Annotated in this window: 15 protein-coding genes, 2 tRNA genes and 1 pseudogene; 9 read left to right on the plus strand and 9 right to left on the minus strand. The window is 71.6% G+C overall.

Going from position 1 to position 23017, the window contains the following annotated elements; genetic code table 11:
* Positions 1-325: 325 nt before the first annotated feature.
* The gene (locus C8250_RS43555) at positions 326-472 is read right to left on the minus strand and encodes a hypothetical protein (RefSeq protein WP_244809181.1); all 147 of its coding nucleotides are present in this window, start codon (positions 470-472) and stop codon (positions 326-328) included.
* 4 nt (positions 473-476) lie between these two features.
* Here C8250_RS43555 and C8250_RS43560 point away from each other — a divergent pair, with 4 nt between their 5' ends.
* Complete coding sequence (locus tag C8250_RS43560) at positions 477-1037, plus strand: polysaccharide deacetylase family protein (RefSeq protein WP_244809183.1); 561 nt, start codon at positions 477-479, stop codon at positions 1035-1037.
* Positions 1038-1147: 110 nt separating this feature from the next.
* Complete coding sequence (locus tag C8250_RS17990) at positions 1148-1579, plus strand: OsmC family peroxiredoxin (protein ID WP_138359237.1); 432 nt, start codon at positions 1148-1150, stop codon at positions 1577-1579.
* A gap of 89 nt (positions 1580-1668) precedes the next feature.
* On the opposite strand, the gene C8250_RS17995 is transcribed toward C8250_RS17990, so the two are convergent.
* Together C8250_RS17995 and C8250_RS18000 are read right to left on the minus strand one after the other, a co-directional pair.
* Entirely contained in the window at positions 1669-2922 is a 1254-nt protein-coding gene (locus C8250_RS17995; protein WP_244809185.1) for a M6 family metalloprotease domain-containing protein, read from the minus strand.
* 4 nt (positions 2923-2926) lie between these two features.
* The gene (locus C8250_RS18000; protein WP_138359251.1) at positions 2927-4102 is read right to left on the minus strand and encodes a M6 family metalloprotease domain-containing protein; all 1176 of its coding nucleotides are present in this window, start codon (positions 4100-4102) and stop codon (positions 2927-2929) included.
* A gap of 331 nt (positions 4103-4433) precedes the next feature.
* Here C8250_RS18000 and C8250_RS18005 point away from each other — a divergent pair, with 331 nt between their 5' ends.
* Complete coding sequence (locus C8250_RS18005) at positions 4434-6209, plus strand: EAL domain-containing protein (protein WP_138359239.1); 1776 nt, start codon at positions 4434-4436, stop codon at positions 6207-6209.
* A gap of 103 nt (positions 6210-6312) precedes the next feature.
* Here C8250_RS18005 and C8250_RS18010 read toward each other — a convergent pair whose 3' ends face one another.
* Together C8250_RS18010 and C8250_RS18015 are read right to left on the minus strand one after the other, a co-directional pair.
* Complete coding sequence (locus tag C8250_RS18010; RefSeq protein ID WP_244809187.1) at positions 6313-8043, minus strand: glycosyl hydrolase family 18 protein; 1731 nt, start codon at positions 8041-8043, stop codon at positions 6313-6315.
* Positions 8044-8379: 336 nt separating this feature from the next.
* A complete protein-coding gene (locus C8250_RS18015) occupies positions 8380-9486 on the minus strand; it encodes an LLM class flavin-dependent oxidoreductase (protein WP_244809189.1) in 1107 nt (368 codons plus the stop codon).
* Positions 9487-9831: 345 nt separating this feature from the next.
* Between C8250_RS18015 and C8250_RS18020 the strand changes: the two genes are divergently transcribed.
* The gene (locus C8250_RS18020; RefSeq protein WP_138359245.1) at positions 9832-10587 is read left to right on the plus strand and encodes an IclR family transcriptional regulator C-terminal domain-containing protein; all 756 of its coding nucleotides are present in this window, start codon (positions 9832-9834) and stop codon (positions 10585-10587) included.
* Between the two features lie 102 nt (positions 10588-10689).
* On the opposite strand, the gene C8250_RS18025 is transcribed toward C8250_RS18020, so the two are convergent.
* Positions 10690-10763: transfer RNA gene (locus tag C8250_RS18025), tRNA-Lys, on the minus strand.
* A gap of 127 nt (positions 10764-10890) precedes the next feature.
* Here C8250_RS18025 and C8250_RS18030 point away from each other — a divergent pair.
* Positions 10891-14644: pseudogene (locus tag C8250_RS18030) on the plus strand (S8 family serine peptidase).
* 104 nt (positions 14645-14748) lie between these two features.
* A tRNA-Lys gene (locus C8250_RS18035) sits at positions 14749-14822 on the plus strand.
* A 98-nt stretch (positions 14823-14920) separates the two neighbouring features.
* Here C8250_RS18035 and C8250_RS18040 read toward each other — a convergent pair.
* A complete protein-coding gene (locus tag C8250_RS18040) occupies positions 14921-15316 on the minus strand; it encodes a nuclear transport factor 2 family protein (protein WP_138358385.1) in 396 nt (131 codons plus the stop codon).
* Positions 15317-15534: 218 nt separating this feature from the next.
* A complete protein-coding gene (locus tag C8250_RS18045; RefSeq protein WP_138358383.1) occupies positions 15535-16374 on the minus strand; it encodes a metallophosphoesterase in 840 nt (279 codons plus the stop codon).
* Between the two features lie 114 nt (positions 16375-16488).
* On the opposite strand from C8250_RS18045, the gene C8250_RS18050 reads away from it, so the two are divergent.
* From C8250_RS18050 to C8250_RS18055, 3 genes are read left to right on the plus strand one after another with little or no spacing between them, the layout of a single operon-like run.
* Positions 16489-19362 (plus strand): Na+/H+ antiporter subunit A, encoded by a 2874-nt coding sequence (locus C8250_RS18050; protein WP_138358381.1) that lies wholly within the window; start codon positions 16489-16491, stop codon positions 19360-19362.
* Complete coding sequence (locus C8250_RS42970) at positions 19359-19844, plus strand: Na(+)/H(+) antiporter subunit C (RefSeq protein ID WP_138358379.1); 486 nt, start codon at positions 19359-19361, stop codon at positions 19842-19844. The genes C8250_RS18050 and C8250_RS42970 overlap by 4 nt, the downstream gene beginning before the upstream one ends.
* Entirely contained in the window at positions 19841-21460 is a 1620-nt protein-coding gene (locus C8250_RS18055) for a Na+/H+ antiporter subunit D (protein WP_138358377.1), read from the plus strand. Before C8250_RS42970 ends, C8250_RS18055 begins: the two co-directional genes overlap by 4 nt.
* Before the next feature lie 20 nt (positions 21461-21480).
* Here the strand turns inward: C8250_RS18055 and C8250_RS18060 are convergent, their stop codons facing one another.
* The gene (locus C8250_RS18060; RefSeq protein ID WP_138358375.1) at positions 21481-22980 is read right to left on the minus strand and encodes a M1 family metallopeptidase; all 1500 of its coding nucleotides are present in this window, start codon (positions 22978-22980) and stop codon (positions 21481-21483) included.
* Positions 22981-23017 lie beyond the last annotated feature (37 nt).

Raw genomic sequence — 23017 nt, forward strand, 5'->3', positions numbered from 1 at the left:
CGGCCCCTTCAGGCCTGCGAGTGGGTCGCTCTACCGATGAGCTACGGCCCCGTGCGTGGAGCCGGCTGGACTCGAACCAACTTCTCCCCACTCTTCAAAAATCATAACAATCCCCCTATTTTCTGCAATTCGGACAAAGCGGTACGGGGGCCCGGCATCGATGGAGGTACAACCGTGGCGCTGAGCAGCGCGAAGAAGACGACCGCCACCGCTCTGGGGGTGACGCTCGCCGGAGCCGCCCTGGCGGCCTGCGGCGCCCAGCAGGGCACGCGTACGGCGCCCGTCTCCGCCCCGTCGCCTGCCCGCCCTCCGCCACGGTCCCCCATCAGACCCGGACGGGCACGCCACCCGCCACGTCCTCGCGGCCCGCCTCGCCGCCCGCCTCGTCCTCGGCGACCACCCGGTCCGACGACGCGCCCGGCGGCACCCGCGTCAGCCGGGAGATACAGCACGGGCTGGAGGACGGCGGCAAGGCCGTGGCCCTCACCTTCGACGACGGCCCCGACCCGCGCTGGACGCCGCAGATACTGGCGCTGCTCGCCCGGCACCACGCGAAGGCCACCTTCTGCGAGATCGGCCCGAACGCCCAGGCCCACCCCGCCGTCGTCCGGCAGATCACCGCGGCCGGGCACCGGCTGTGCGACCACTCGGTGCACCACGACGAGCACCAGAGCGCCAAGTCCGCCGACTACAACACGCACGAGATCCTGGACGCGCGCCAGGAGATCGCCGACGCGGCAGGGCCCGGCGCCGAAGTGCCGTACTACCGGGCGCCCGGCGGCGACTTCAAGCCATGGATACGGGAGATAGCCGCCGGCCACGGCATGCGCCCGCTGGGCTGGACCTCCGACTCCGACGACTGGAAGCGCCCCGGCACGGCCGCGATCATGCACCACATCAACGCCAACCTCCGGCCCGGCGCGATCGTGCTGATGCACGACGGCGGCGGCGACCGCACCCAGACGGTGCAGGCGCTGTCCCAACTGCTGGACCAGCTCGACGCGCAGCACTACACGTACAGCTTCCCGGGCCGCTGACCCTCCCGCTGACCTTCCCGCTGCGTTCCCGCCGACGTTCCCCGCCGGGGACCCGGTGGCGCGGTAGCGTTCGAGAGGCGTTTCCCGCTCTCTCTTGGAGGTTTGTGACCATGGCAACCACCCGCACCGCGACCACCCAGTGGAAGGGCGCCCTCCTCGACGGCTCCGGCACCGTCTCCCTCGACACCTCCGGTGTCGGCACCTACGACGTCTCCTGGGCCTCGCGCGCCGAGGTGGCCAACGGCAAGACGAGCCCCGAGGAGCTCATCGCGGCCGCGCACTCGTCCTGCTTCTCGATGGCCTTCTCGCACGCACTCGCCGGCGCCGGTACCCCGGCGGAGCTGCTCCAGACGCAGGCCGACGTCACCTTCCAGCCGGGCGAGGGCATCACCGGCGTCGTCCTGTCCGTCAAGGGCACCGTCCCCGGCATCACCGCCGAGGCGTTCGAAGCCCTTGCCCAGGAAGCGAAGGCCAACTGCCCGGTCAGCCAGGCCCTTGCCGCGGTGAAGAACATCACCCTCAAGGCCGAACTCCTCTCCTGACACCGGCTCTCCGCCCGACCGCCCCGGCGCGGTGCGCCGGCTCTCCCCCTCCCGAGAGCCGGTGCGCCGCGCCGGAGCCGGTCCCGGGGTCAGCGGCGGGTCACCCTGACCTCCCATTCACCGGCGGGGTCACGGCCCAGCACCCGGACCGTCAGGCCCGCCGCCGGGTCGTTGAAGACCTCGCCCACCCGGAAGGGGGCGTCGTTGAGGGAGTTGAACGATCCGCTGCTGAAGTCGCAGGCGCTGGTGGTCGGATGGGCGTCCCGTACGGTCACCGGGCCGGCGCCGGAGTCGATGTCGGTACGGACCTGGTAGACGAGTACGCCCTCGCGGCAGGCCTCGCTGTCGTTGCCCGACGCCTGCCGGGCCTCGATCACATAGGCGCGGGTCCGCCCGTACGGGACGACAACGGCCTTGCGGCCACCGGCCAGTGAGACGGCGCGCAGCGCGTACGTCCATTCGCCGCGCACCGGGGCGCAGGCGATCTGGGTGTCGTCCAGCCAGCCGAGCCGCCACTTGTGCCAGGCGAGCAGGTCGCCGCCCAGGCCCCAGTCCAGGGACATGCTGTCCCACTGGCCCGCGAGGGTGTCGGTGCGCTGGAAGTCGTCGGAGGCGTAGAGGTCGGGCAGGCCGAACGCGTGGCCGTTCTCGTGGCCGAGGACGCGGGATCCCGACTGGTCGTGGCCGTAGATCAGCGAGACCCGGTCGAGCCGGGCGCCGTCGTCGGTGGTGGCGGCCGAGGCGCCGGTCCAGGTGACCGACAGGACGGCCTCGTCGGCGGGCGGGCCCGCGTTCGGGGTGACGAGGATGTTGACCAGGTCGTAGCCGCGGAAGTCGATGTCCCGGTCGGCGACCGAGAGCAGGTCGCGCATCATCTCGGTGTGCGCGTCCCAGCCGTAGCCGCGGCCGATCCCGTACGCGGAGAAGGGCCGCGGCATGCGGATGTAGCGCATCACGGGCGTCGACTCGTAGTGCAGCTTTCCGTAGGAGCCGCGGTCGAACCACTGCTGGACGGCGGGGAAGAACTCCGCGTACCGCTCGGCGGCGCTGTAGGGCGCGGGCGCGTCGGAGAAGTCGATGAACAGCGTCAGGGCCCGGACCCGGCCGGTCGACGGGGCGAACTCACTGCCCACCCCGCGCGCGGCGCGGTCGGGGAAGCCCTCGGACATCGCGGTGCCCGGCGTCGCGCGCAGCGCGCACGGCCTGGAGGCCGTCGGCGGGGAGTAGGCGGCCTGCGGCCCGGTGGCGGCCGTGCTGGCCACCGCGAGCAGCGCGACCGTCCCGATGGCGGCGGCCTTCAGGCCCGCTCCGGGTATCCACGGTATTCGCCCGTCCGTCGCCACGGCGCTATCCCTCGCTGACCTTGACGGCCCAGGAACCGTCCAGGGAGCGGGAGGCGACCGTGACGTGGACCAGGCCCGCGTCGTAGGAGTAGGACTCGCCCACGCCGAGCGGCGCGTCGGCGAGCTGCGGGTAGGCGGAGCCGTCGTGGCAGGCGGAGGTGGCGGGGTGGCCGTCGAGGACGTCGACGGGGCCTTCGCCGGACTCGGTGCCGGAGCGCACCTTGTAGAGCAGCACGCCCTCCCGGCACAGCCCCACGTCGTTGCCGGCCGCGGTGCGCACCTCGATGGCGAGCGCGGTGCGCTGCCCGGTGCGGACCACGACGAGCTTGGTGCCGCCCGCGGTCTCCAGCGGTGTCAGTTCGTGCCAGGTGGTGCCCGTCCGGGACACGCACTGGACCTGGCTGTCCCGCAGCCAGCCGAACTTCCACTTGTGCCAGGCGAACGGCTCGGGGGCGAGGCCGAATTGGCTGCCCATGAGGTCCCAGTCGCCGACATGGGTGTCCCAGTCGGCGTCGCTGCCGATGGCCGGCCGGGAGTACAGGTCGGGCAGGTCGAAGACATGGCCGGTCTCGTGGGCCAGCACGTTGTGGTCCGGGGGGTGCTGCTCGAACACCGTGACCAGCCGCCGCAGATCGGTGCCGTCCGCCCGCATCGGGGTGGCGAGGTTCACGACCTTGGTGGCGTCCGCGTCGACGCCGGGGGCGTCCGGGTCCGCGACCAGGTAGACGAAGTCGAACGCGGAGAAGTCCACCGAGGGGTCGGCCACGGCGATCGCGTCCCGCAGGTACCCGGTGCGCAGGTCCGGGTCCCAGTCGCGCCGGATCCCGTAGTCGGTGGAGTTCCGCGGCATCTTGAACCAGTGGTCGACGGGGTGGGCGCGCAGCTGGAACTGCCCGTACGAGGCACGGTCGTAGAAGCGCGAGGTCTCCGGGAAGTGGTCGGCGGCGACCTCTTGGGGGGTCAGGGCCGGCGCGGCGTCGGGGAACGAGAGGAAGATCATCACGGCGTCCAGGGCCGTGGTCGGCCGGGGGTACGAGGCGTTCCACGTATCCACTCCTTCGGAGTGGTGGGCCGTGGTGCGCGGCAGGGCGCAGTCCCCGCCGGGAGCGGCGGCCGCGGCGGGCCCCGCGACGAGCGTCCAGGCGACGACGGCGGCGAAGACACTCGCCGCCGCCGCCATCGCGCGCAGGGGTCGCCGCCGCGCCCGTATGAGGATGCCTGACCGCCGCACATGGACCTCCGGGGAGGAATCGTGAGCCCGTTCGGGGCACCTTCACCACGTTGCTATGAATTGCGGCGTTATGTCCTGTTGAGTTGCTCCGCACGGGGTGATTCCGGCTTCATTACTGTGCGTAATGGCCTATCCGAATCGGTCAGTTGCTCGTCGCATTCGTGCAGAAACGATCAATCCGTCAGCTTGCGTGCCAAGAATCACCACGACGGCGCTGGATCCGCCGCTCCGCCAGCGCCTATGATCGCCACCGAGACCAGCGCGACACGGGGAGCGGGCAATGGGCGGACCCTCGGGCGGCCCCAGTGCCGAACCCGACATCACACCGGTAATCCTCACGCTGAGTAACGGTTCCCCTCCGGGACCGCTCGGCCCCACGGCCGGTGAACCGCGCGACTACCGCGCCGCCTTCACCGCGGCCCGGCTGCCCATGGCGCTGGTGGACCGCGACGGCTGGGTACTGGAGGCCAACCAGGCGCTCGGCGCGCTCCTCGGCACCAGCGCAGCCGGGCTCGCCGCGCGCGTCGCCACCGGACTGCTGGGCCTGGCCGAGGACGACCCGGTGCGCATCGCCTACCGCGAGGTGCTCGCCGGCCGCCGCGACCAACTGCGCTGCACCCGCCGCATCAAGCGCCGCGGCGGCGGCTCCCTGTGGGCCGAGGTGACGCTCGCCGGCACCGGAAGCGCCTGCGGCACCGCGCTGCTCTCCGTCGAGGACATCGGCGAACGCCACAGCCTGCGCGAGCAGTTGCGCCATCTGCAGATGCACGACTCCGTCACCCGGCTGCCCAACCGGGCGCTGTTCTTCGAGCGGCTCTCCGCCGCCCTCGACGGCGCCGGCAGCAGGACCGGCCGGATCGGGCTGTGCTACCTCGACCTCGACGGCTTCAAGGCCATCAACGACACCCTCGGGCACCGGATCGGCGACCAGCTGCTCGCCGCCGTCGCCCAGCGGCTGCTGACCTGCGCGGAGCCCGGCGGCAACCTGGTCGCCCGGCTCGGCGGCGATGAATTCGCCCTGCTCGTCCGGGACTCCACCGGCACGGGACAGGCCACCGTGCTCGCCGAGTCCGTACTCACCTCACTGCAGCGGCCGTTCGACGTGGACGGTCAGCGGCTCGCCGTGTCGGCGAGCATCGGCGTGGTCGAGCGCGAAGTCGCCGGCAGCTCCGCCACCGGTCTGATGCAGGCCGCCGACACCACGCTCTACTGGGCCAAGGCCGACGGCAAGGCCCGCTGGACGCTCTTCGACCCCGAGCGCAACGCCCACCGCATGACCCGGCAGGCGCTGTCCAGCACGCTGCGACAGGCCGTGGAACGCGGTGAGTTCATCCTGGAGTACCAGCCGCTCGTCGGGCTCGACAGCGGTGTGCTGCGCGGCGTCGAGGCTCTGGTCCGCTGGCAGCACCCGCACTTCGGGCGGCTGGCGCCGGACCGCTTCATCGGGCTCGCCGAGGAGAACGGCTCCATCGTCCAGCTCGGCCGCTGGGTGCTGGCCGAATCGTGCCGTCAGGCGCGGGTCTGGCAGAAGGACCACCCGGACGACCCGATCTTCATCAGCGTCAACGTCGCGGTCCGCCAGGTCTGGGACTCGGACCTCGTCGCCGATGTCGCCGCCATCCTGGAGGAGACCGGGCTGCCGCCGGAGCTGCTGCAGCTGGAGCTCACCGAGTCCGCCGTCATGGGCTCGGCCGGCCGGCCGCTGCAGGCCCTTCACGCGCTGAGCGAGATGGGCGTGCGGATCGCCATCGACGACTTCGGCACCGGCTACTCCAACCTCGCCTACATGAGCCGGCTGCCGGTCTCCGCGCTCAAGCTCGACGGCTCCTTCGTCCAGGGCTTCCGCTCCGCCGAACACCCCAACCCCGCCGACGAGACCATCGTCGAGGCCCTGGTGGAGCTCGCCCACCGGCTGGGTCTCACCGTCACCGCGGAGTGCGTCGAGAACGCCGAACAGGCCGAGCGGCTGCGGCGGATCGGCTGCGACACCGGCCAGGGCTGGCACTACTCCCGCCCCGTCGCCGCCGAGCGGATCTCCGAACTGCTCGCGGGCTGACGCCGGCCGGCTGCTCCCAGGCCGGAGCGGGCCCCGGACCGGCACATGCCGGAGCCCGCGTCCGTGGGGGGAAGGGACGCGGGCTCCGGATGGGGCGGTCAGGTCAGCAGGCGCCGAGGTCCTGCCACACGCCCCATTCGCCGGTGGTGCCGGGCTCCTCGCCCGTCGTCCACCACTTGGCCTTCCAGTTGTGGCCCTTCCAGGAGACCGTTCCGCTGGCGCTGGTGTAGACCGCGGAGGAGCTCCAGGCGGCCGCGGCGCAGGTGCCGGTGGGCGGCGTCGTCGGCGGGGTGGTGGGAGGTGTGGTCGGAGGCGTCGTGGGCGGAGTGGTCGGAGGAGTCGTGGGCGGGGTCGTCGGCGGCGTGGTGGTGGTGCCACAGCCGCTCGCGGAGCCGCCCACCGCGGTGTTGATCTTGTTGAGCAGCGTGGTGCCGGTGTCGAGGTCCAGCAGCGAGTACATCATCGCGCCGCCGAGTCCGCGGCAGTGCGCGTAGTCCGCGCGGGCCTGGATCGACTGGGCGTTGAGACCGGTCCAGAACTCCGTGCCGTTGTAGAAGTACGAGGACTTCGACGCGTCGTCCCAGAAGGTGGTCGCGGGGTTGTCGACGATGCCGCCGAGTTCCTTGTAGTACGCGATACCGGCCGTCGCGCTCAGGCTGCGGGCCGGGGCGGGACCGGTGGCGGGCTGCCCCAGACCGTGGTTGGCACCGGCGGGGACGCCCGTCCAGCCGCGGTAGTACAGCTCGTAGCCCAGCGTCAGCTTGTTGGCGGGAAAGCCGCCGGCGATGCCGTATGCGGCGTTGCCGTCGAGCCAGGCGTTCACCGCGTTGGTGACGTTGTACTTCTCGGTGCCCGGCGCGATCGGGTCGGTCGGGTCGCCGGCCGACGGGACGAGCGGCGACTGGTGGTAGACCGGTCCGTCGGTGTCCCAGGCGCCGTGCATGTCGTAGGTCATGATGTTCGCGTAGTCGAGGTACTGCCCGACCTTGTTGGTCTCGATGTGCGCGATCTTGTCCTGGCCGGCCGGCAGCGCGGCGGTCAGCAGCATCTTCTTGCCGCCGTTGGCGGCGCCGTACGCGTCGAGCTGCTTGCGGAACTCGGCGAGCAGCAGCGTGAAGTTCTGCTTGTCGGCCGCGTCCACGTGGTTGCCGAGGTGGCCGCCCGTCGAGCCCGGGTACTCCCAGTCGAGGTCGATGCCGTCGAACACGCCGGCCGCGGAGCCGGGGCCGCCGAAGCCGCCGTCGACGGGCAGGTTGCCCTTGATGTACTGGTCGATGCAGGACGTCACGAGCTTCTTGCGGCTCGCGTCGGTCTTCGCCGCGTCCGAGAAGTACTTGGAGTACGTCCAGCCGCCGATGGAGATGTCCACCTTCAGCTTCGGGTACTTCGCCTTGAGCTTCCGCAGCTGGTTGAACGCGCCGGTGATCGGCTGGTTCCAGGTGTCGGCCACCCCGTCGACGCTGTCGGCCGCGCCGAAGGACTTCTGGTAGTCCGCGAAGGAGTCGCCCGCGCCGTCACCGGCGCTGGGGTTGTTCTCGTCCTGCGAGGCGGCCTTGTTGGCCTCGAAACAGGTGAGGTCGGTCGGGTGGATGTTCCCGAACGAGTAGTTGATGACGTCGAGCTTGCTCGCGATCCCCCGGGTGTCGAGGTCCTTGGGGTAGAAGGCGTTGCCGTACACGCTCCACTGGTCGTAGTAGGCGATCTTCACCCCGCCGCTGCTCGCGGCCGCGGCGGCCGGCTGAGCGTCGGTACCCGCGGCGCTCGCCGGGGCGAGCCCGCCGACGAGCGCGGTGATCGCGCCGAGAGCGAGGGCCGCACTGGTGGCGGCAGCCACGAGTGATCTTTTCTGGAGCTGCACGAAAGACCTCCGGGGGGAGAGGGAGGAGCAGGGGGCTGCGCCATGAATAGCGCCCTTGAGATGCTCCGGTCAATGGTCTGAACCAGACTTAGGACTAGACCAATTGACGCCACGCCTACCCGCCGGAAACCCCCTCCGGCCAGCGAAAAGCCGCCTGTCGCAGGTGCTGACAAGCGGCTTTAGCCTGAGTTAAGGATCCGGAAGATGTCCTTCCGGGGGACGAACCACGCCCCTTCGGGAAACCCGCTTTTAACCGCCGGAGCGATCAGGAGGGCGGGCTCGGGGTCGCCCCGCCAGGTTCGTTCCGAGGCCCTACGACTCGCCGCCGGGCAGCCCGTACGCGTCCGCGATCAACGCGTAGGACCGCAGACGGGCCGCCGGCGTATGCGCGTTGGCCGTGATGATCAGCTCGTCCGCGCCGGTCCGCTTCACCAGGGCGTCGAGCCCGTCGCGGACCTCCTCCGCGCCGCCGTGCACCACGTTCACGAGCCAGGAGTCGATGAACTCCCGCTCCAGGGCGCTGAATTCGTATGCCTCGGCCTCCTCGGGCGACGGGATGAGCCCCGGCCGCCCGGTGCGCAGCCGCAGCATGCCGAGCGCGCCGGTGAGCACCTGGCGGCGCGCCTCGGCGGGGTCGTCGGCCGCGAGGGCGGAGACACCGATCGCGGCGTACGGGCGGTCCAGGACCGCGGACGGGCGGAACGATTCGCGGTAGAGCTCCAGCGCGGGAACGGTGTTGGCCGCCGAGAAGTGGTGCGCGAAGGAGAACGGCAGGCCCAGTGCGCCGGCCAGCCGGGCGCTGAAGCCGGAGGAGCCGAGCAGCCAGACCGACGGACGCGACGCGGACTGCACCCCGCCGGCGACGGAGCCCTGCACCGGTCCGGGGATCGCGTGGATGCGCGCGTAGCGGTGCCCGTCCGGGAAGTCGTCGTCCAGGAACCGGGTCAGCTCGGCGAGCTGCTGCGGGAAGTCGTCGGCGCCGTCCGGGCGGTCGGTGCGGCGCAGCGCGGCCGCGGTGGCGCCGTCGGTGCCGGGCGCGCGGCCCAGACCGAGGTCGATCCGGCCGGGGGCGAGCGCCTCCAGGGTGCCGAACTGCTCGGCGATCACCAGCGGGGCGTGATTGGGGAGCATCACTCCGCCGGAGCCGAGCCGGAGCGTGCGGGTGAACGCGGCGAGGTGGGCGAGGATCACCGCCGGGGAGGAACTGGCCACACCCGGCATCGAGTGGTGCTCGGCGACCCACATCCGGTGGAATCCGCGGGCCTCGGCGAGCTTGGCCAGTTCGACACTGGCGCGCAGGGCGTGGGTGGCGGTCAGCCCGCTTCCCACGGTCGCCAGGTCGAGCACGGACAGCGGCACGGGCGCGCTGCCACGGGCTGCTCCGCGGATGTCATCGGTGGTCTGCGGTTCGTCTCCCACGGGGGGCGCCTCCTCGGTCATGTATTCGCCTGCGGCAACTGGAACCGGAGACGTACTCCGGTTATTCCCGGCCGACCATCGCCCCGATCTTCGCGCCGCTCTTCACCCCGACCCCCCTCGACAAGGCCCATGGCATATGCCGATGCGGCGCTTTCCTGCATATACGCACGAAGCCCACCAATCGGCCGGTCAACGGCCTCTACCTTCAAGGCCGTTGCGGCTATCGTGGGGAGCGGCTCGGCTGTCGGGTCCGATCGGTACGCCCATCGGCCGTGACCAGCAGCTACAGCCGTGACGTACGGCACGCCGCACCGGACGCGAACGGCACACCTGCAGGGGGATTCCGTGGCGCTTGAGTACCGACAGATCGCGCCGGTGTACGCGGTCCAGTACGCGCTGCGCGTACTGGAGGCCGTCGACCACCACCGGCACGGCGTGACGGCCGAGCAGCTGGCCCGCGAGATCGGCGTGCCCATCGGCTACCTCTCGCAACTGCTGGCCATGCTCAAGCGCGAGCGCTATCTCTCGTTCCTGCCCGGCGGCGGTTACGTGACCGGCGAATCCCTCGTGCTGCTGGCCGCCGCCGACCGCGAGCAGGCGCTCGCCGACAAGCTCAACAGCGTCCTCAACGAGCTGCGCGACGAGGTCGGCGCCGCCGTCTATTTCGGCCGTTACGACGACGGCGAGGTGACGGTGGTCGACGTGGCGGACGGGCCGACCACCCCACGGGTCAACGAATGGGTGGACTTCCGCTCCTCCGCCCACGCCAGCGCGGTCGGCAAGTGCCTGCTCGCGCAGCTCGACCACCGCGGCCGCCGCGAACACCTGTCCCGGCACCGGACCGCGCGCCTCACCTCGCGCACCGTCGTCAACGAGAAGGCCCTGCTGTCGGAACTGGAAAGCCGGCCGGCCAGCCATCCCATGCTCGACCTGCAGGAATACGCGGTCGGCACGGTCTGCGCCGCGGTACCGGTCACCATCGGGAAGACGGTCGCGTGCCTCGCGCTGTCGATGCCCACCTCACAGGCGCACCGCCTCAAACCGGCCGTCGACACCCTGAACGAACGCGCGGCGCCGGTGCTGCTCTCCCTCAGCTTCTGACCCACCGGGACCCACCAGGGCCGGCCACCACGTGGCCGGAGGACACCGGGACCGGGACACGAAGAAGGCCCCCCGCTTCCGCGAGGGGCCTTCGACCGTCGGTGCGCCGTCAGGGACTCGAACCCCGGACCCGCTGATTAAGAGTCAGCTGCTCTAACCAACTGAGCTAACGGCGCGTGCTGACATGGAAGATCGTACCCGATCCTCCGGGGTGCTCAAAAACCGGCGGCGGATCTCCGCCAGGCGGGATCCTGCCAGGCTGTGCCGGTGCCCGGCGCGGCTCCAGGCCGATAGATCATGTGCATGACGCCGATAAGACGCCGTGCCTCCCTGCTCGCCAGCGCCACCGCGCTCGCGCTCAGTACCGGACTCCTCCTCCCCACGACCCCCGCGACCGCCGCCCCCGGCGCCACCCCGCGCAAAGCGGCACCGCAGCAGGCCACCACGTACGACATCACCCTGGTCACCGGGGACGTCGTGCACTTCGCCGACGGGGCCGGCAACCAGGACACCGTCACCGTGGACCGCCCGCACGGCGCCCCCGGCGGCGTGCACGTCCAGCAGGCGGGCGGTGAGACCTACGTCCTGCCGGACGAGGCGCTGCCGCTGCTCGCCGCCGGCAAGCTCGACCGCCGGCTGTTCGACCTCACCGCGCTGGTGAAGATGGGCTACGACGACGCCCGCTCCGGCGGCGTCCCGATGATCGCCACCTACACCGCCGCCGCCCGCGCCGCCCGTTCGCTGCCCGCCGCCCCCCGTAAGCAGCACCACCACCCGGCAGCTGCCGAGCATCGGCGGCGCCGCGCTCAAGGCGCGGAAGAAGGACACCCGCGCCTTCTGGCAGGACGTGGTGGCCGCACCGGCCGCCGCGGCGAAGGCCCGCTCGCTCGACGACGGCATCGACAAGCTGTGGCTGGACGGCCGGGTCGAGGCGAGCCTGAAGGAGTCGGTACCGCAGATCAACGCGCCGCAGGCCTGGGCGCAGGGCTACGACGGCAAGGGCCGGAAGGTCGCCATCCTGGACACCGGGATCGACGACACCCACCCGGACCTGAAGGACCAGGTCTCGGCCGAGCAGAGCTTCGTCCCCGACCAGCCGGTCACCGACCGGAACGGTCACGGCACGCACGTCGCCTCGACGATCGCGGGCACCGGAGCCGCCTCCAACGGCGACTACAAGGGCGTCGCGCCCGGCGCCAAGCTGCTGATCGGCAAGGTGCTCTCCAACGAGGGCTCGGGCGAGGACTCCTGGATCATCGCCGGCATGGAGTGGGCCAGGGCCCAGGGCGCCGACGTGGTCAGCATGAGCCTCGGCTCGCCGCTCCCCGACGACGGCACCGACCCGATGTCGCAGGCGGTCGACAACCTCTCCGCGAACGGCGGACCGCTCTTCGTCATCGCCGCCGGAAACGCATACGAAGCCGGCTCCATCGGCTCTCCCGGCTCGGCGGCCGCGGCGCTGACCGTCGCCGCCGTGGACAAGCAGGACGGCCGCGCCGACTTCTCCAGCATGGGTCCGCTGAGCGGCTCGTACGCGCTGAAGCCGGACATCTCGGCGCCCGGCGTCGACATCACCGCCGCCCGCTCGCAGGCGCTCGCCTCCGGCAGCGGCATGTACCAGACCATGTCCGGCACCTCGATGGCCACGCCGCACGTGGCCGGCGCCGCCGCGATCCTCAAGCAGCGGCACCCCGACTGGAGCGGACAGCAGCTCAAGGACGCGCTGATGAGCTCGTCCCAGCAGCTCACCGCCTTCACGCCGTACGAGATGGGCACCGGACGGCTCGATGTGCTCGCCGCCGTGGACTCCACGGTCCAGGCCACCGGCTCGGTCGACGCCGCCGTCTACAAGTGGCCGCACGCCGGCGCCACGAGCACCACGCGCACCCTCACCTACCGCAACAACGGCGCGGCGGCCGTCACGCTGAACCTCGCGCTGGACCCGGCCGCCCAGGCGGCCGGCGCCTACACGCTGTCCGCGAGGACGGTGGCCGTCCCGGCGGGCGGCACCGCCACGGTCACCCTCACCCTCGACCCCACCACCGTCCCGTCCGCGACCACCTTCTCCGGCCAGGTCACCGCGACCGACGCGGCCGCGGGCAAGGCCGTCGCGCACACCGGCTTCGCGCTCACCAAGGAGCAGGAGCTCTACGACTACACGATCAAGCTGACCGGACGCGACGGGAAGCCGGCCGCCGGCACCGTCGTCCTCGCCGAGAAGGACAACCCGTACCCGTCGCCGCTCGCCGTGGCCGGCGAGCGCACCCTGCGGCTCCCGCCGGGCACGTACATGGCGTACGCGGAGCTGGAGGTCACCGGTGACACCCCGGACTCCCGCGGCCTGGCGGTGCTCACCAGCCCCGAGACGGTGCTCACGAAGAACACCACGGTGGCGCTCGACGCGAGCACGGCGCACAAGGTCAGCGCCCGCGTCCCGCAGGAGACCGAGCAGCGGCAGCTGCACCTGGACATCGCCCGCACCTTCTCCAACGGCAATCTCATCCGCGACGCGTACATCGTGCCGCCGGCGTTCGACACCGTCTACGCCGCGCCCACCCGGAAGGTCACCGACGGCACCTTCTCCTTCGTGACCCGCTGGCGGCTCGGCGAGAAGCAGGTCGACGCCTCGTCGCACGGCCGGGACCTCGAACTGCTGCCGCAGGCCGGCGCGACCGTCCACGACGGCTCGGCCAAGCTGCGCGTCGTCACCGCGGGCAAGGGCGCAGCGGCCGACTACCAGGGCCTGGACGCCAAGGGCAAGGCGGTCGTCGTCACCCGCAGCGATGACGTCCCTCCCGCCGACCGCGCCACGAACGCCGTCAAGGCGGGCGCCGAGCTGCTGATCGTCGTCAACGACGGCACCGGCCGGCTCTCCGACTACTACGCGGACGACGCGGGCACCAAAACCTCCCTGAGTGTCGTCTCGATCATGCGCGACGCGGGCGCCCGGCTCGTCGCCGACGCCAAGGGCGGCAGACTCACCCTCGACGTCACGCAGCGCACCGACCCGCGCTACCTCTACGACCTGCTCTCGCAGCAGGACGGCACGATCCCCGACCGGTCCCTGGCCTACACCCCCGACCCCAAGCGGGACCTCGCCCGGATCGACGCGAAATACGACGGCGACCGGCAGCGCCCCGGCGGCGGCTTCCGCTACGACATCCCCGCCTGGGGGCCGGGCATCGGCTTCACCGAGAAGGAGTCCTACCCCGGCGTGCGCACCGAGTACGTCTCGCCGCAGCACGGCGCCGGCTTCTGGTACGAGGACCACGCGGTCTACCAGCCGGACTACTCGGACGAGCTGTTCGAGATGCGCGGCGGCAACGACCACTTCACCGCGGGCCGGCACTACTCCACCGAGTGGTTCGGCGGGGTCCAGCGGCCGCGTCTGGGCCAGGCGTTCTGGGGCCCGAACCGCAGCGTCTACAACGACATCCAGTTCAACATCACTCCGTGGACGGACGCGGGAGCGGGCCACTCCGGCTCGATGCCGTCGGACGAGTACAACGGCGCCACCATGTACGCCGCCTACCAGGGCGACACCCTGATCACCAAGGGCACCGGCCGGGCCGGCGGACTGTGGAGCGTCTCCCCGCAGACCCTCCCCTACCGCCTGGTGCTGGATTCCGCGCGGGACGCGAAGGAGTGGAAGAGCTCGATCCGCACGCACACCGAGTGGGGCTTCGTCTCCGGCGCGATTCCGCAGGACGGACCCTGGCAGGAGGACGTCAAGCTGCTGCAGCTCGACTACGACGTGGCCACCGACACCGCGGGTGACGTCAAGGCCGGGCAGTGGACGCGGATCGGTCTGTCGTCCGCCACGCAGCAGTGGCTGGCCGGTGTGACGAAGGCCACCAGGGCGACGCTGTCGGTCTCGTACGACGACGGCAGAACCTGGGCTCCGACCCTCCTGATCAGGACGGGAGACGGTTCCTGGACCACGCTCGTCAGGACGCCGAACAAGCCCGGCGGCTCGGTCTCGCTCAAGGCCACCGCGCAGGACGGCAAGGGCGGCACCGTCAGCCAGGAGATCATCCGGGCCTTCGGCCTGCGCTGATCCCGGTGTGGCCCGGCGTGGTCGTCCCACGCCGATCATGACGCGGGGCCGGAGGGGAGGATGGTCATCAGCACCCCCTCCGGCCCCGTATGATTGACCCGTAGGCGCCGTTAGCTCAGTTGGTTAGAGCAGCTGACTCTTAATCAGCGGGTCCGGGGTTCGAGTCCCTGACGGCGCACAGCAGAACACCAAGGGCATTCTTCCTCCAGGAAGAGCGCCCTTGGTCGTTTCCGGCCGGTCGGGACGGGCCGCCGCGCGGGATCGGGCCCGGAAGGATCAGGCCCAGAAGTCGTCCGCCACCGCCATGTCCTCCACGTACTCGTCGAGGTCGGTGATCTTCTCGCCGATGACGCGGAACACGATGCCGCCCGCCATGTCGATCTTCTTGCCGGCCCGCTCGGCGCTGATCTGGTGCACCGCCATCACATGGCCCCGGCCGTCGACGAAGACGCTCCGCAGTTCGACCCGCAGAGTGCCGTTCGTCTGCGCGGCGAGCTGGCCGTAGTAGCCGAGCACCGCCTCCAGTCCCTTGAAGTCACCGGAAAGCTGGTGACTCCCGGGGACGTGGTGCGCGCAGTCGGCCGTCATCATGCCGCCGAGTGTGTCCATGTCGCCCTGTGAGAACGCCTCGTAGCCCTTACGAATCAGCGCGGCGTTCGGATGTTCAGCCATGGCATTTCGCCACCTTCCTGGACAGGCAGGGATAGAGGCTGATGTATTCACCCTCTCACCGGGCGGGCCGCCGGACCACCCGGTGGGCAGGGGCGCGCCGCGCTCCGCCGACTACCCGGTGTTCAACCTGGTGACCCCGTGGTCCCGGCATCCGGATCGAAGGCCCCTCGCGGAAGCGGGGGGCTTCCCGGTTCCACGGAGCCGCGGGGCCGCAGACCTCAGCGCGCCGGCTCGGGCAGGATCTGGCGGGGGACGGTCCTGGGGTGGCCGGGGCGGTTCCATTCGCGGGGGTAGCCGACGGAGACCTCCTCGAAGCGCACCCCGTCGTACCAGGCGGTCCGGGGAATGTGCAGATGGCCGTAGACCACCGCGCTCACCGTGAACCGCCGGTGCCAGTCGGCCGTCCGCTCGGTGCCGCACCACTGGGCGAACTCCGGGTGGTGCAGGATCCGGGTGGGCTGGCGGACCAGCGGGAAGTGGTTGACCAGGACCAGCGGGAGGGCTGGATCGCAGTCCCGCAGCCGCCGCTCGGACTCCTTCAGCCGGGCCCGGCACCAGGCGTCGCGGCTCGGGTACGGATCGGGATGCAGCAGGAACTCGTCACTGCACACGATCCCGGACTTGTACGCCTGGGCGAGCGACTCCTCCTTGTTCGCGGCGGTGTCGGTGCGGAACGTGTAGTCGTAGAGGACGAACAGCGGCGCCACGACGGCCGGGCCGCCCGCGCCCTCCCAGACCGGGTACGGGTCCTCCGGGGTGAGCACGCCCAGCGAGCGGCACATCTCGACCAGATGGCGGTAGCGCGCCTCGCCGCGTAACTGGACCGGATCCTCGGCCGGGGTCCACAGGTCGTGGTTGCCCGGCGCCCACACCACCCGGGCGTATCTGCTGCTGAGCAGGGTCAGCGCCCACTCGATGCCGTCCGTCAGCTCGCCCACGTCACCCGCGACGATCAGCCAGTCGGTGTCCGACCCGGGGCGCAGGCCCTCGACGATCTTCCGGTTCTCCGCGAACGCCACATGCAGGTCGCTGATCCCCCAGAGTTTTCCATCCGGCATATGCAGACGGTAGGCGGATCCGGGCACGGGCGGTACCCCGCCCAATGGGTGATCCTGGCGTACGCCGGGCGCGCCGGTCCCCCGTGCCGCCCGGGCGGCGGAAGTGTTCGCCGCGTGCTCGCCCTGATCGCCGCCCACTTCGTGCTCGCCGCCTGCGCCACCCCTCTGGTGCGGTGGCTCGGCCGGCGAGCCTTCCTCGTCCTCGCGCTGGCACCGGCCGCCACGACGGTGTGGGCGTTCACCCAGTGGGCTGCCGTCGCCGACGGCGCGGTGCGCACCGAGCAGTGGCGGTGGGCGCCCGCCCTCGATCTGAGCATCGCGCTGCGGCTCGACGCCCTCGGGCTGCTGCTGACCGTGCTGGCCGGTGGCGTCGGCGCGCTCGTACTCGTCTACTGCACCGGCTACTTCGGCGACGACGAGCCGGGACTGGCGAACTTCGCGGGCACCCTGACCGCGTTCGCCGGGGCGATGCTGGGGCTCGTCCTCGCCGACGACCTGATCCTGCTGTACGTCTTCTGGGAACTGACCACCGTCTTCTCGTTCCTGCTCATCGGCCATCTGTCGGTGAAGAAGGCCAACCGGCGCTCCGCGCTGCAGGCGCTGCTCGTCACCACGGTCGGCGGCCTGGCCATGCTGGTCGGGCTGTTGATGCTCGGTCAGGCGGCGGATACGTACCGGATCTCCGTCCTCGTCGCGCATCCGCCGCCATCGGGCGGTACGGCGGTGCCGGTCGCGCTGTTGCTGGTGCTCGCGGGGGCGCTGTCGAAGTCCGCGATCTGGCCGTTCAGTCTGTGGCTGCCCGGTGCCATGGCGGCGCCGACGCCGGTCAGCGCCTATCTGCACGCGGCGGCCATGGTGAAGGGCGGCATCTATCTCGTCGCCCGGTTCTCCCCCGCCTTCGCCGCGGTCGCGCCCTGGCGGGGTGTGACGCTGACGCTCGGTGCCGCCACGATGCTGCTCGGCGGGTGGCGGGCGCTGCGCGAGACCGACCTGAAGCGGATCCTCGCCTACGGGACGGTGAGCCAACTCGGCTTCCTCACCGCGCTGGTGGGGGCCGGGTCCCGGTACACCGCGCTGGCCGGCGCCACCATGCTGCTGACGCACGCGCTGTTCAAGGCGCCGCTGTTCCTCGTGGTCGGCATCGTCGACCATGCCACCGGGAGCCGGGACATCCGCCGGCTCGCCGGTCTGGCGCGCGCGATGCCGGTGGTCTGCGGCACCGCCTGTCTCGCCGGTGCCTCCATGGCGGGCCTGCCGCCCTTCCTCGGCTTCGCCGCCAAGGAGGCCTCGTTCGCGGCGCTCTGGGCCGGCGGCACCGCCGACCGCCTCACCCTGTACGCCACCGTCGCCGGATCGGCCCTGACCACGGCGTACACCCTGCGCTTCCTGTACGGCGCGTTCGGCCCGGCCACGTCGCCCGACCTGCCGCGGGCGACCGCGCACGGCGGGCGGACGAAGGCGGCCCTGTGGGCTCCGACGGCGCTGCTGGCGCTGGCGGGCCTGGTGCTGGGCCCGGGGGTGGGCCTGCTGGCGCCGCTGATGGAGCGTTACGCGGCCGCGTTCCCGTCCCGGGGAACCGCGTACCACCTGGCTCTGTGGCACGGCACCGGCCTCCCGCTCATCCTGTCGGAGATCGCGTGGGCGGCCGGTGCGGCGCTGTTCGTCGTACGGAACCACCTGGTGCGCTGGGGCGAGCGGCTGGCGCTGCCGAGCGCCGAGGCGGCGTTCGCCCAGATCCTGTGGCAGACGGAGCGCTTCGCGCTGCAGCTGACCGGCAGCATCCAGCGCGGTTCGCTGCCGGTCTATCTCGGCACGGCGCTGCTGGTCTTCTCCGGCGCCGAGGCGGCGGCGCTGTTCACCGACCGGCCGTGGGCCTGGGGCGGCTCGCCGCACCTGTGGGACGACGCGGGGCAGATCGCGGTGGCGGCGGCCGTGGCGGCGGCGGGCGTGCTGTGCCTGCCGACCCGGCAGCGGATGAAAGCCGTGGTGCTGGCCGGCACGACCGGGTACGGCACCGGCGTGCTGTTCGTGCTGCAGGGGGCGCCGGACCTCGCGCTGACGCAGTTCACGGTGGAGACGACCAGCATCGTCGTGTTCGTCCTGGTGCTGCGCCGCCTCCCGCACCGCTTCCCGCCGACGGCGACGGCCTGGCGCCGTGCCCTGCACGCCGCGCTCGGCGTCACCACCGGGACGCTGGCGGCAGGTCTGACGTATCTGGCGGTGGCGGCCCGCCGGCATCCGGCCGCGGGCGCCGCCATGGTGGCCGAGACCGCGCACGACGGGCTGAAGAACGTGGTCGCGACGATCCTCGTCGACCTGCGGGCCTGGGACACGATGGGCGAGTCGGCGGTGCTGGCGGTCGCGGCCGTCGGCGTGACGAGCCTGGTCTATCTGCGCCGCCGGGCCGGCGCGCTGCCGCGCGCGCAGGAGGACGGCAGCACCGCGGGCGTGTGGGCGTCGGAGGTGCGCGCCGGGCCGCGCGCGGCCCCGGAACGCACCTGGCTGGCGGCGGGCGACACCCTCGACCCCGACCGGCGCTCGGTGGTCTTCGAGGTGGTCGCGCGGCTGGTCTTCCACCCCATCCTCGTGCTCTCGCTGTATCTGCTGTTCTGCGCGGAGAACCTGCCGGGCGGCGGCTTCACGGCCGGGCTGGTCGCGGGGCTGGCGCTGGTCGTGCGGTATCTGGCGGGCGGGCGCTACGAGTTGGCCGAGGCGGCCCCCGTCGACGCCGGATTCCTGCTCGGCACCGGCCTGATGATCTCCGTCGGTACGGGTCTCGGCGGGCTGGTGCTCGGCTCGGACGTCCTGGACAGCGCGGTGTTCCACACCCGGCTGCCGCTCTTCGGCGAGGTGCACGTCCCCAGCTCCGTGCTGTTCGACTTCGGTGTGTACCTCCTGGTCCTCGGGGTCGTCCTCGATGTGCTGCGGAGCCTCGGCGCGAAGATCGACCAGCAGATCGAGCGCGAAGAAGCCCGGAGGAAGGCATGAACGCCACCGTCGCCCTGATCGCCGCCGGCGGGGTGCTGTTCGCCTGCGGGACGGTGCTGCTGCTCGCCCGCCCGCTGACCCGCATCCTGCTCGGCGCCGTCCTGCTCGGCAACGGGGTGAACCTGCTGGTGCTGGCCACCTCGGGCCGTTCCGGGAAGGCGCCGCTGCTGTCCCCCGGCACCGATCCGGCGGCGGTCTCCGACCCGTTCCCGCAGGCGATGGCGCTGACCGCGATCGTGATCACCCTGGCGCTGACCGCGTTCCTGCTCGCGATGGCGTACCGCAGCTGGCAGTTGACCGGCAGCGACGACGTACAGGACGACGTCGAGGACATCCGGGTCGCGCTGCGGGCCGAACACGAGGGGACGCGCGCCGAGTTGAGGACGGTGATCCGCGCGGACCGGGCCCGGCAGGCGCGTGCCGAGGACTCCGAGGACCTCGACGACGAACTGTGGGACAACGTGCTGGGGGCCGACCGATGAACGCGACCGCACTGCTGCCGCTGCCCGTCGTCCTCCCGCTCTTCGCCGCGGGCCTCAAACTCGCCGTCGGACTGCGGCTCCCCCGGATCCAGCGGTTCATCAGCGCTGCCGTCCTCAGCGTCGTGCTGGCCGCCTCCGTCACCCTGTTGGTGGCGGCCGACCGGGACGGCCCGCAGGTGATGCACGCGGGCGGCTGGCCGGTCCCGATCGGCATCGCGCTGGTCGCCGACCGGCTGTCGGCGCTGATGCTGGTCGTCTCGTCCGCGGTGACGCTGTGCGTGCTGGTGTACTCCATCGGCCAGGGCATGGCCGACCGCGACGAGGCGACGCCGCTGTCGGTCTTCCACCCCGCGTATCTGATCCTCGTCGCCGGGGTCTCCGACACGTTCCTGTCCGGCGACCTGTTCAACCTCTACGTCGGCTTCGAGATCATACTGACCGCCAGCTATGTCCTGCTGACGCTCGGCGGCACGGCGGCCAGGATCCGGGCCGGAGCCACGTACATCGTGGTGTCGCTGCTGTCCTCGGTGCTCTTCCTGGTGGCGATCGGCATGGTCTACGCGGCCACCGGCACCATGAACCTCGCGGAGCTCTCCGTGCGGCTGGCCGATCTGCCCGCCGGGATCCGGCTGGTGCTGCAACTCGCCCTGCTCACCGTCTTCGGGATCAAGGCGGCCGTCTTCCCGCTCGCCGCCTGGCTCCCCGACTCCTACCCGACCGCGCCGGCGCCCGTCACCGCCGTCTTCGCCGGGCTGCTCACCAAGGTCGGCGTGTACTCGATACTGCGCACCCAGACGCTGCTCTTCCCCGGCAACCGGCTCGCCGAGCCGCTGATGCTGATCGCCCTGCTGTCGATGGTCGTCGGGATCCTGGGCGCGGTCGCGCAGACCGACCTCAAACGGCTGCTGTCCTTCACCCTCGTCAGCCATATCGGGTACATGGTCTTCGGCATCGCGCTGGCCTCCCGTGGCGGTGTCGCGGGCGCGGTCTTCTACGTCGCCCACCACATCACCGTGCAGACCACGCTCTTCCTGGTCACGGGGCTGGTGGAACGCCGGGGCGGCACCACCGACCTGCAGCGGCTCGGCGGGCTCGCCAGGATCTCCCCGCTGCTCGCCGCCGTCTTCTTCGTGCCCGCGATGAACCTCGCCGGGATCCCGCCGCTGTCGGGGTTCCTCGGCAAGCTCGGGCTGCTGCGCGCGGGCGTCGCCGACGGCGGCGCCTGGGCGTACGTGCTGGTCGGCGGTGGTGTCGTGACCAGCCTGCTGACGCTCTACGCGCTGATCAAGGTCTGGAACCTGGCCTTCTGGCGGGCCGCGCCGCCCGACCTGTGTGCCGACGGCACCGTGCTGGAGACGGACGACGACGCCGATCAGGACGACTCCGACGAGGAGACCCTGATGCCCGCCGGGCGCCCCGAGTCGGCGTCCCTCAGCGGCCGTTCGATCACCACCACCGCCGCACTCCCCCGCACGATGCTCGCCGCCACCATGGCCCTGGTCGCCCTCGGGCTGGCCTACACCGTGCTGGCCGGACCGCTGACGGGGCTCGCCGACCGGGCGGCCGGCGAGCTCCTGTCACGAACGCCCTACGTCCAGGCGGTTCTGGCGCACTGACGCAGGGACCGCTCGTCGGGTCAGCGGTCGTGAACCGTGTGCGTCGCCGCGATCTGCTTCCAGGACTTCGGCTCCGCCTGCGGTGCGGCCGGGGCGGCGCGGAGCGCGCCGGCCTTCGGGGCGGCCGGCGGCGCCGCGGGCTTGGCCGCGGTGAAGAGCCAGGTCTCGAAGAGCGGGCCGAGCTTCTTCCCGGAGATCTTCTCGGCGAGCTTCTGGAACTCGGCGATGGAGCCGTTGCCGTACTGGTGCTGGGCGGGCCAGGCCTTCAGCAGGGCGCAGAACGCCTTGTCGCCGATCTTGTTGCGCAGCACCTGGATGGCGACGGCGCCCCGGTCGTAGACGGCGCCGTCGAACTGGTTCGCCGCGCCGGGGTCGCCGGGCTTGACGGTCCAGAACGGGTCGTCGGCCGGGTGCTGGCTGTAGACCCAGTCGGCGAGTTCCTGCGCGGTGCCCTCGCCCTCGTGCTCGGACCACAGCCACTGGGCGTAGCTGGCGAAGCCCTCGTTGAGCCAGATGTCCGACCAGCGGGAGAGCGAGACGCTGTCGCCCCACCACTGGTGCGCCAGCTCGTGGACGACGACCGAGGGGTTCGCCCCGCCGGCGAACTGCGCGGGGCTGTAGAAGACCCGGCCCTGCGTCTCCACGGCGTAGTGGGTGGGCACGTTGGGGGCGTAGCCGCCGGCGGCGCTGAACGGGTACGGGCCGAAGTAGGTGCTCTCCCAGTCGATGATCTCGCCGGTGCGCTCGATGCTGGCGCGGGCGGCGCCGTCGTTGTCGCCCAGGTCCTTGCTGTAGGCGTTGATGACGGGCAGGCCGTTGGCGGTGGTGTTCCGCGTGATGTCGAACTTCCCGACCGCGAGGGTGGCCAGGTACGTGGCCTGCGGCTTGTTCTGCCGCCAGTTGTAGCGCGTCCAGCCGAGCTTCGAACTCTGCGAGACCAGCACACCGTTGCTGATCGCGGCCGAGCCGTCGGGGACGAGCACCGAGACGTCGTAGGTGGCCTTGTCCAGCGGGTGGTCGTTGCTGGGGAACCACCACCAGGCGGATTCCGGCTCGTTGGCGGCGACGCCGCCGTCGGGGGTGCGCTGCCAGGACGTGAAGCCGTAGCGCTTCACCTTGCCCGGGACCCCGGAGTAGCGGACGACGACGGTGGCCTGCTGGCCCTTGGCGAGCGGGGTGGCCGGGGTGATCTCCAGCTCCTGCTCACCGCTGGTGGCGAACTTCGCGACCCGGCCGTTGACCCGGACCTCGCTGACGTCCAGCGCGAAGTCGAGGTTGAAGCGGGTCAGTCCCTGGGTGGCGGTGGCCAGCAGGGTCGCGGTGCCCTCCAGCTCGTCGGTCGCGGGCTGGTACTTCAGCCGCAGGTCGTAGTGGGAGACGTCATAACCCCCGTTCCCGTACGTCGGGTAGTACGGGTCGCCGATGCCGGGCGCGCCCGGTCCGGCGTCGGCGGCGGATGCCGGGATCGCCAGCAACAGGCCGGCGGCGCTCACGGCGGAAACGATCGCTCTCTTACGCACAGGGGTCCTCCAGCGCGGGGTGAGTTCGGACACCCCG

The organism is Streptomyces sp. So13.3 (assembly GCF_005860785.2).
GTDB classification, from domain to species: Bacteria; Actinomycetota; Actinomycetes; order Streptomycetales; family Streptomycetaceae; genus Actinacidiphila; species Actinacidiphila fildesensis.

Coding starts and splice junctions, on each gene's coding strand:
- C8250_RS17990 (WP_138359237.1), top strand. CDS start 1,148: ATGGCAACCACCCGCACCGCGACCACCCAGTGGAAGGGCGCCCTCCTC.
- C8250_RS18000 (WP_138359251.1), bottom strand. CDS start 4,102: ATGGCGGCGGCGGCGAGTGTCTTCGCCGCCGTCGTCGCCTGGACGCTC.
- C8250_RS18040 (WP_138358385.1), bottom strand. CDS start 15,316: ATGGCTGAACATCCGAACGCCGCGCTGATTCGTAAGGGCTACGAGGCG.
- C8250_RS42970 (WP_138358379.1), top strand. CDS start 19,359: ATGAACGCCACCGTCGCCCTGATCGCCGCCGGCGGGGTGCTGTTCGCC.
- C8250_RS18045 (WP_138358383.1), bottom strand. CDS start 16,374: ATGCCGGATGGAAAACTCTGGGGGATCAGCGACCTGCATGTGGCGTTC.
- C8250_RS18005 (WP_138359239.1), top strand. CDS start 4,434: ATGGGCGGACCCTCGGGCGGCCCCAGTGCCGAACCCGACATCACACCG.
- C8250_RS18055 (WP_138358377.1), top strand. CDS start 19,841: ATGAACGCGACCGCACTGCTGCCGCTGCCCGTCGTCCTCCCGCTCTTC.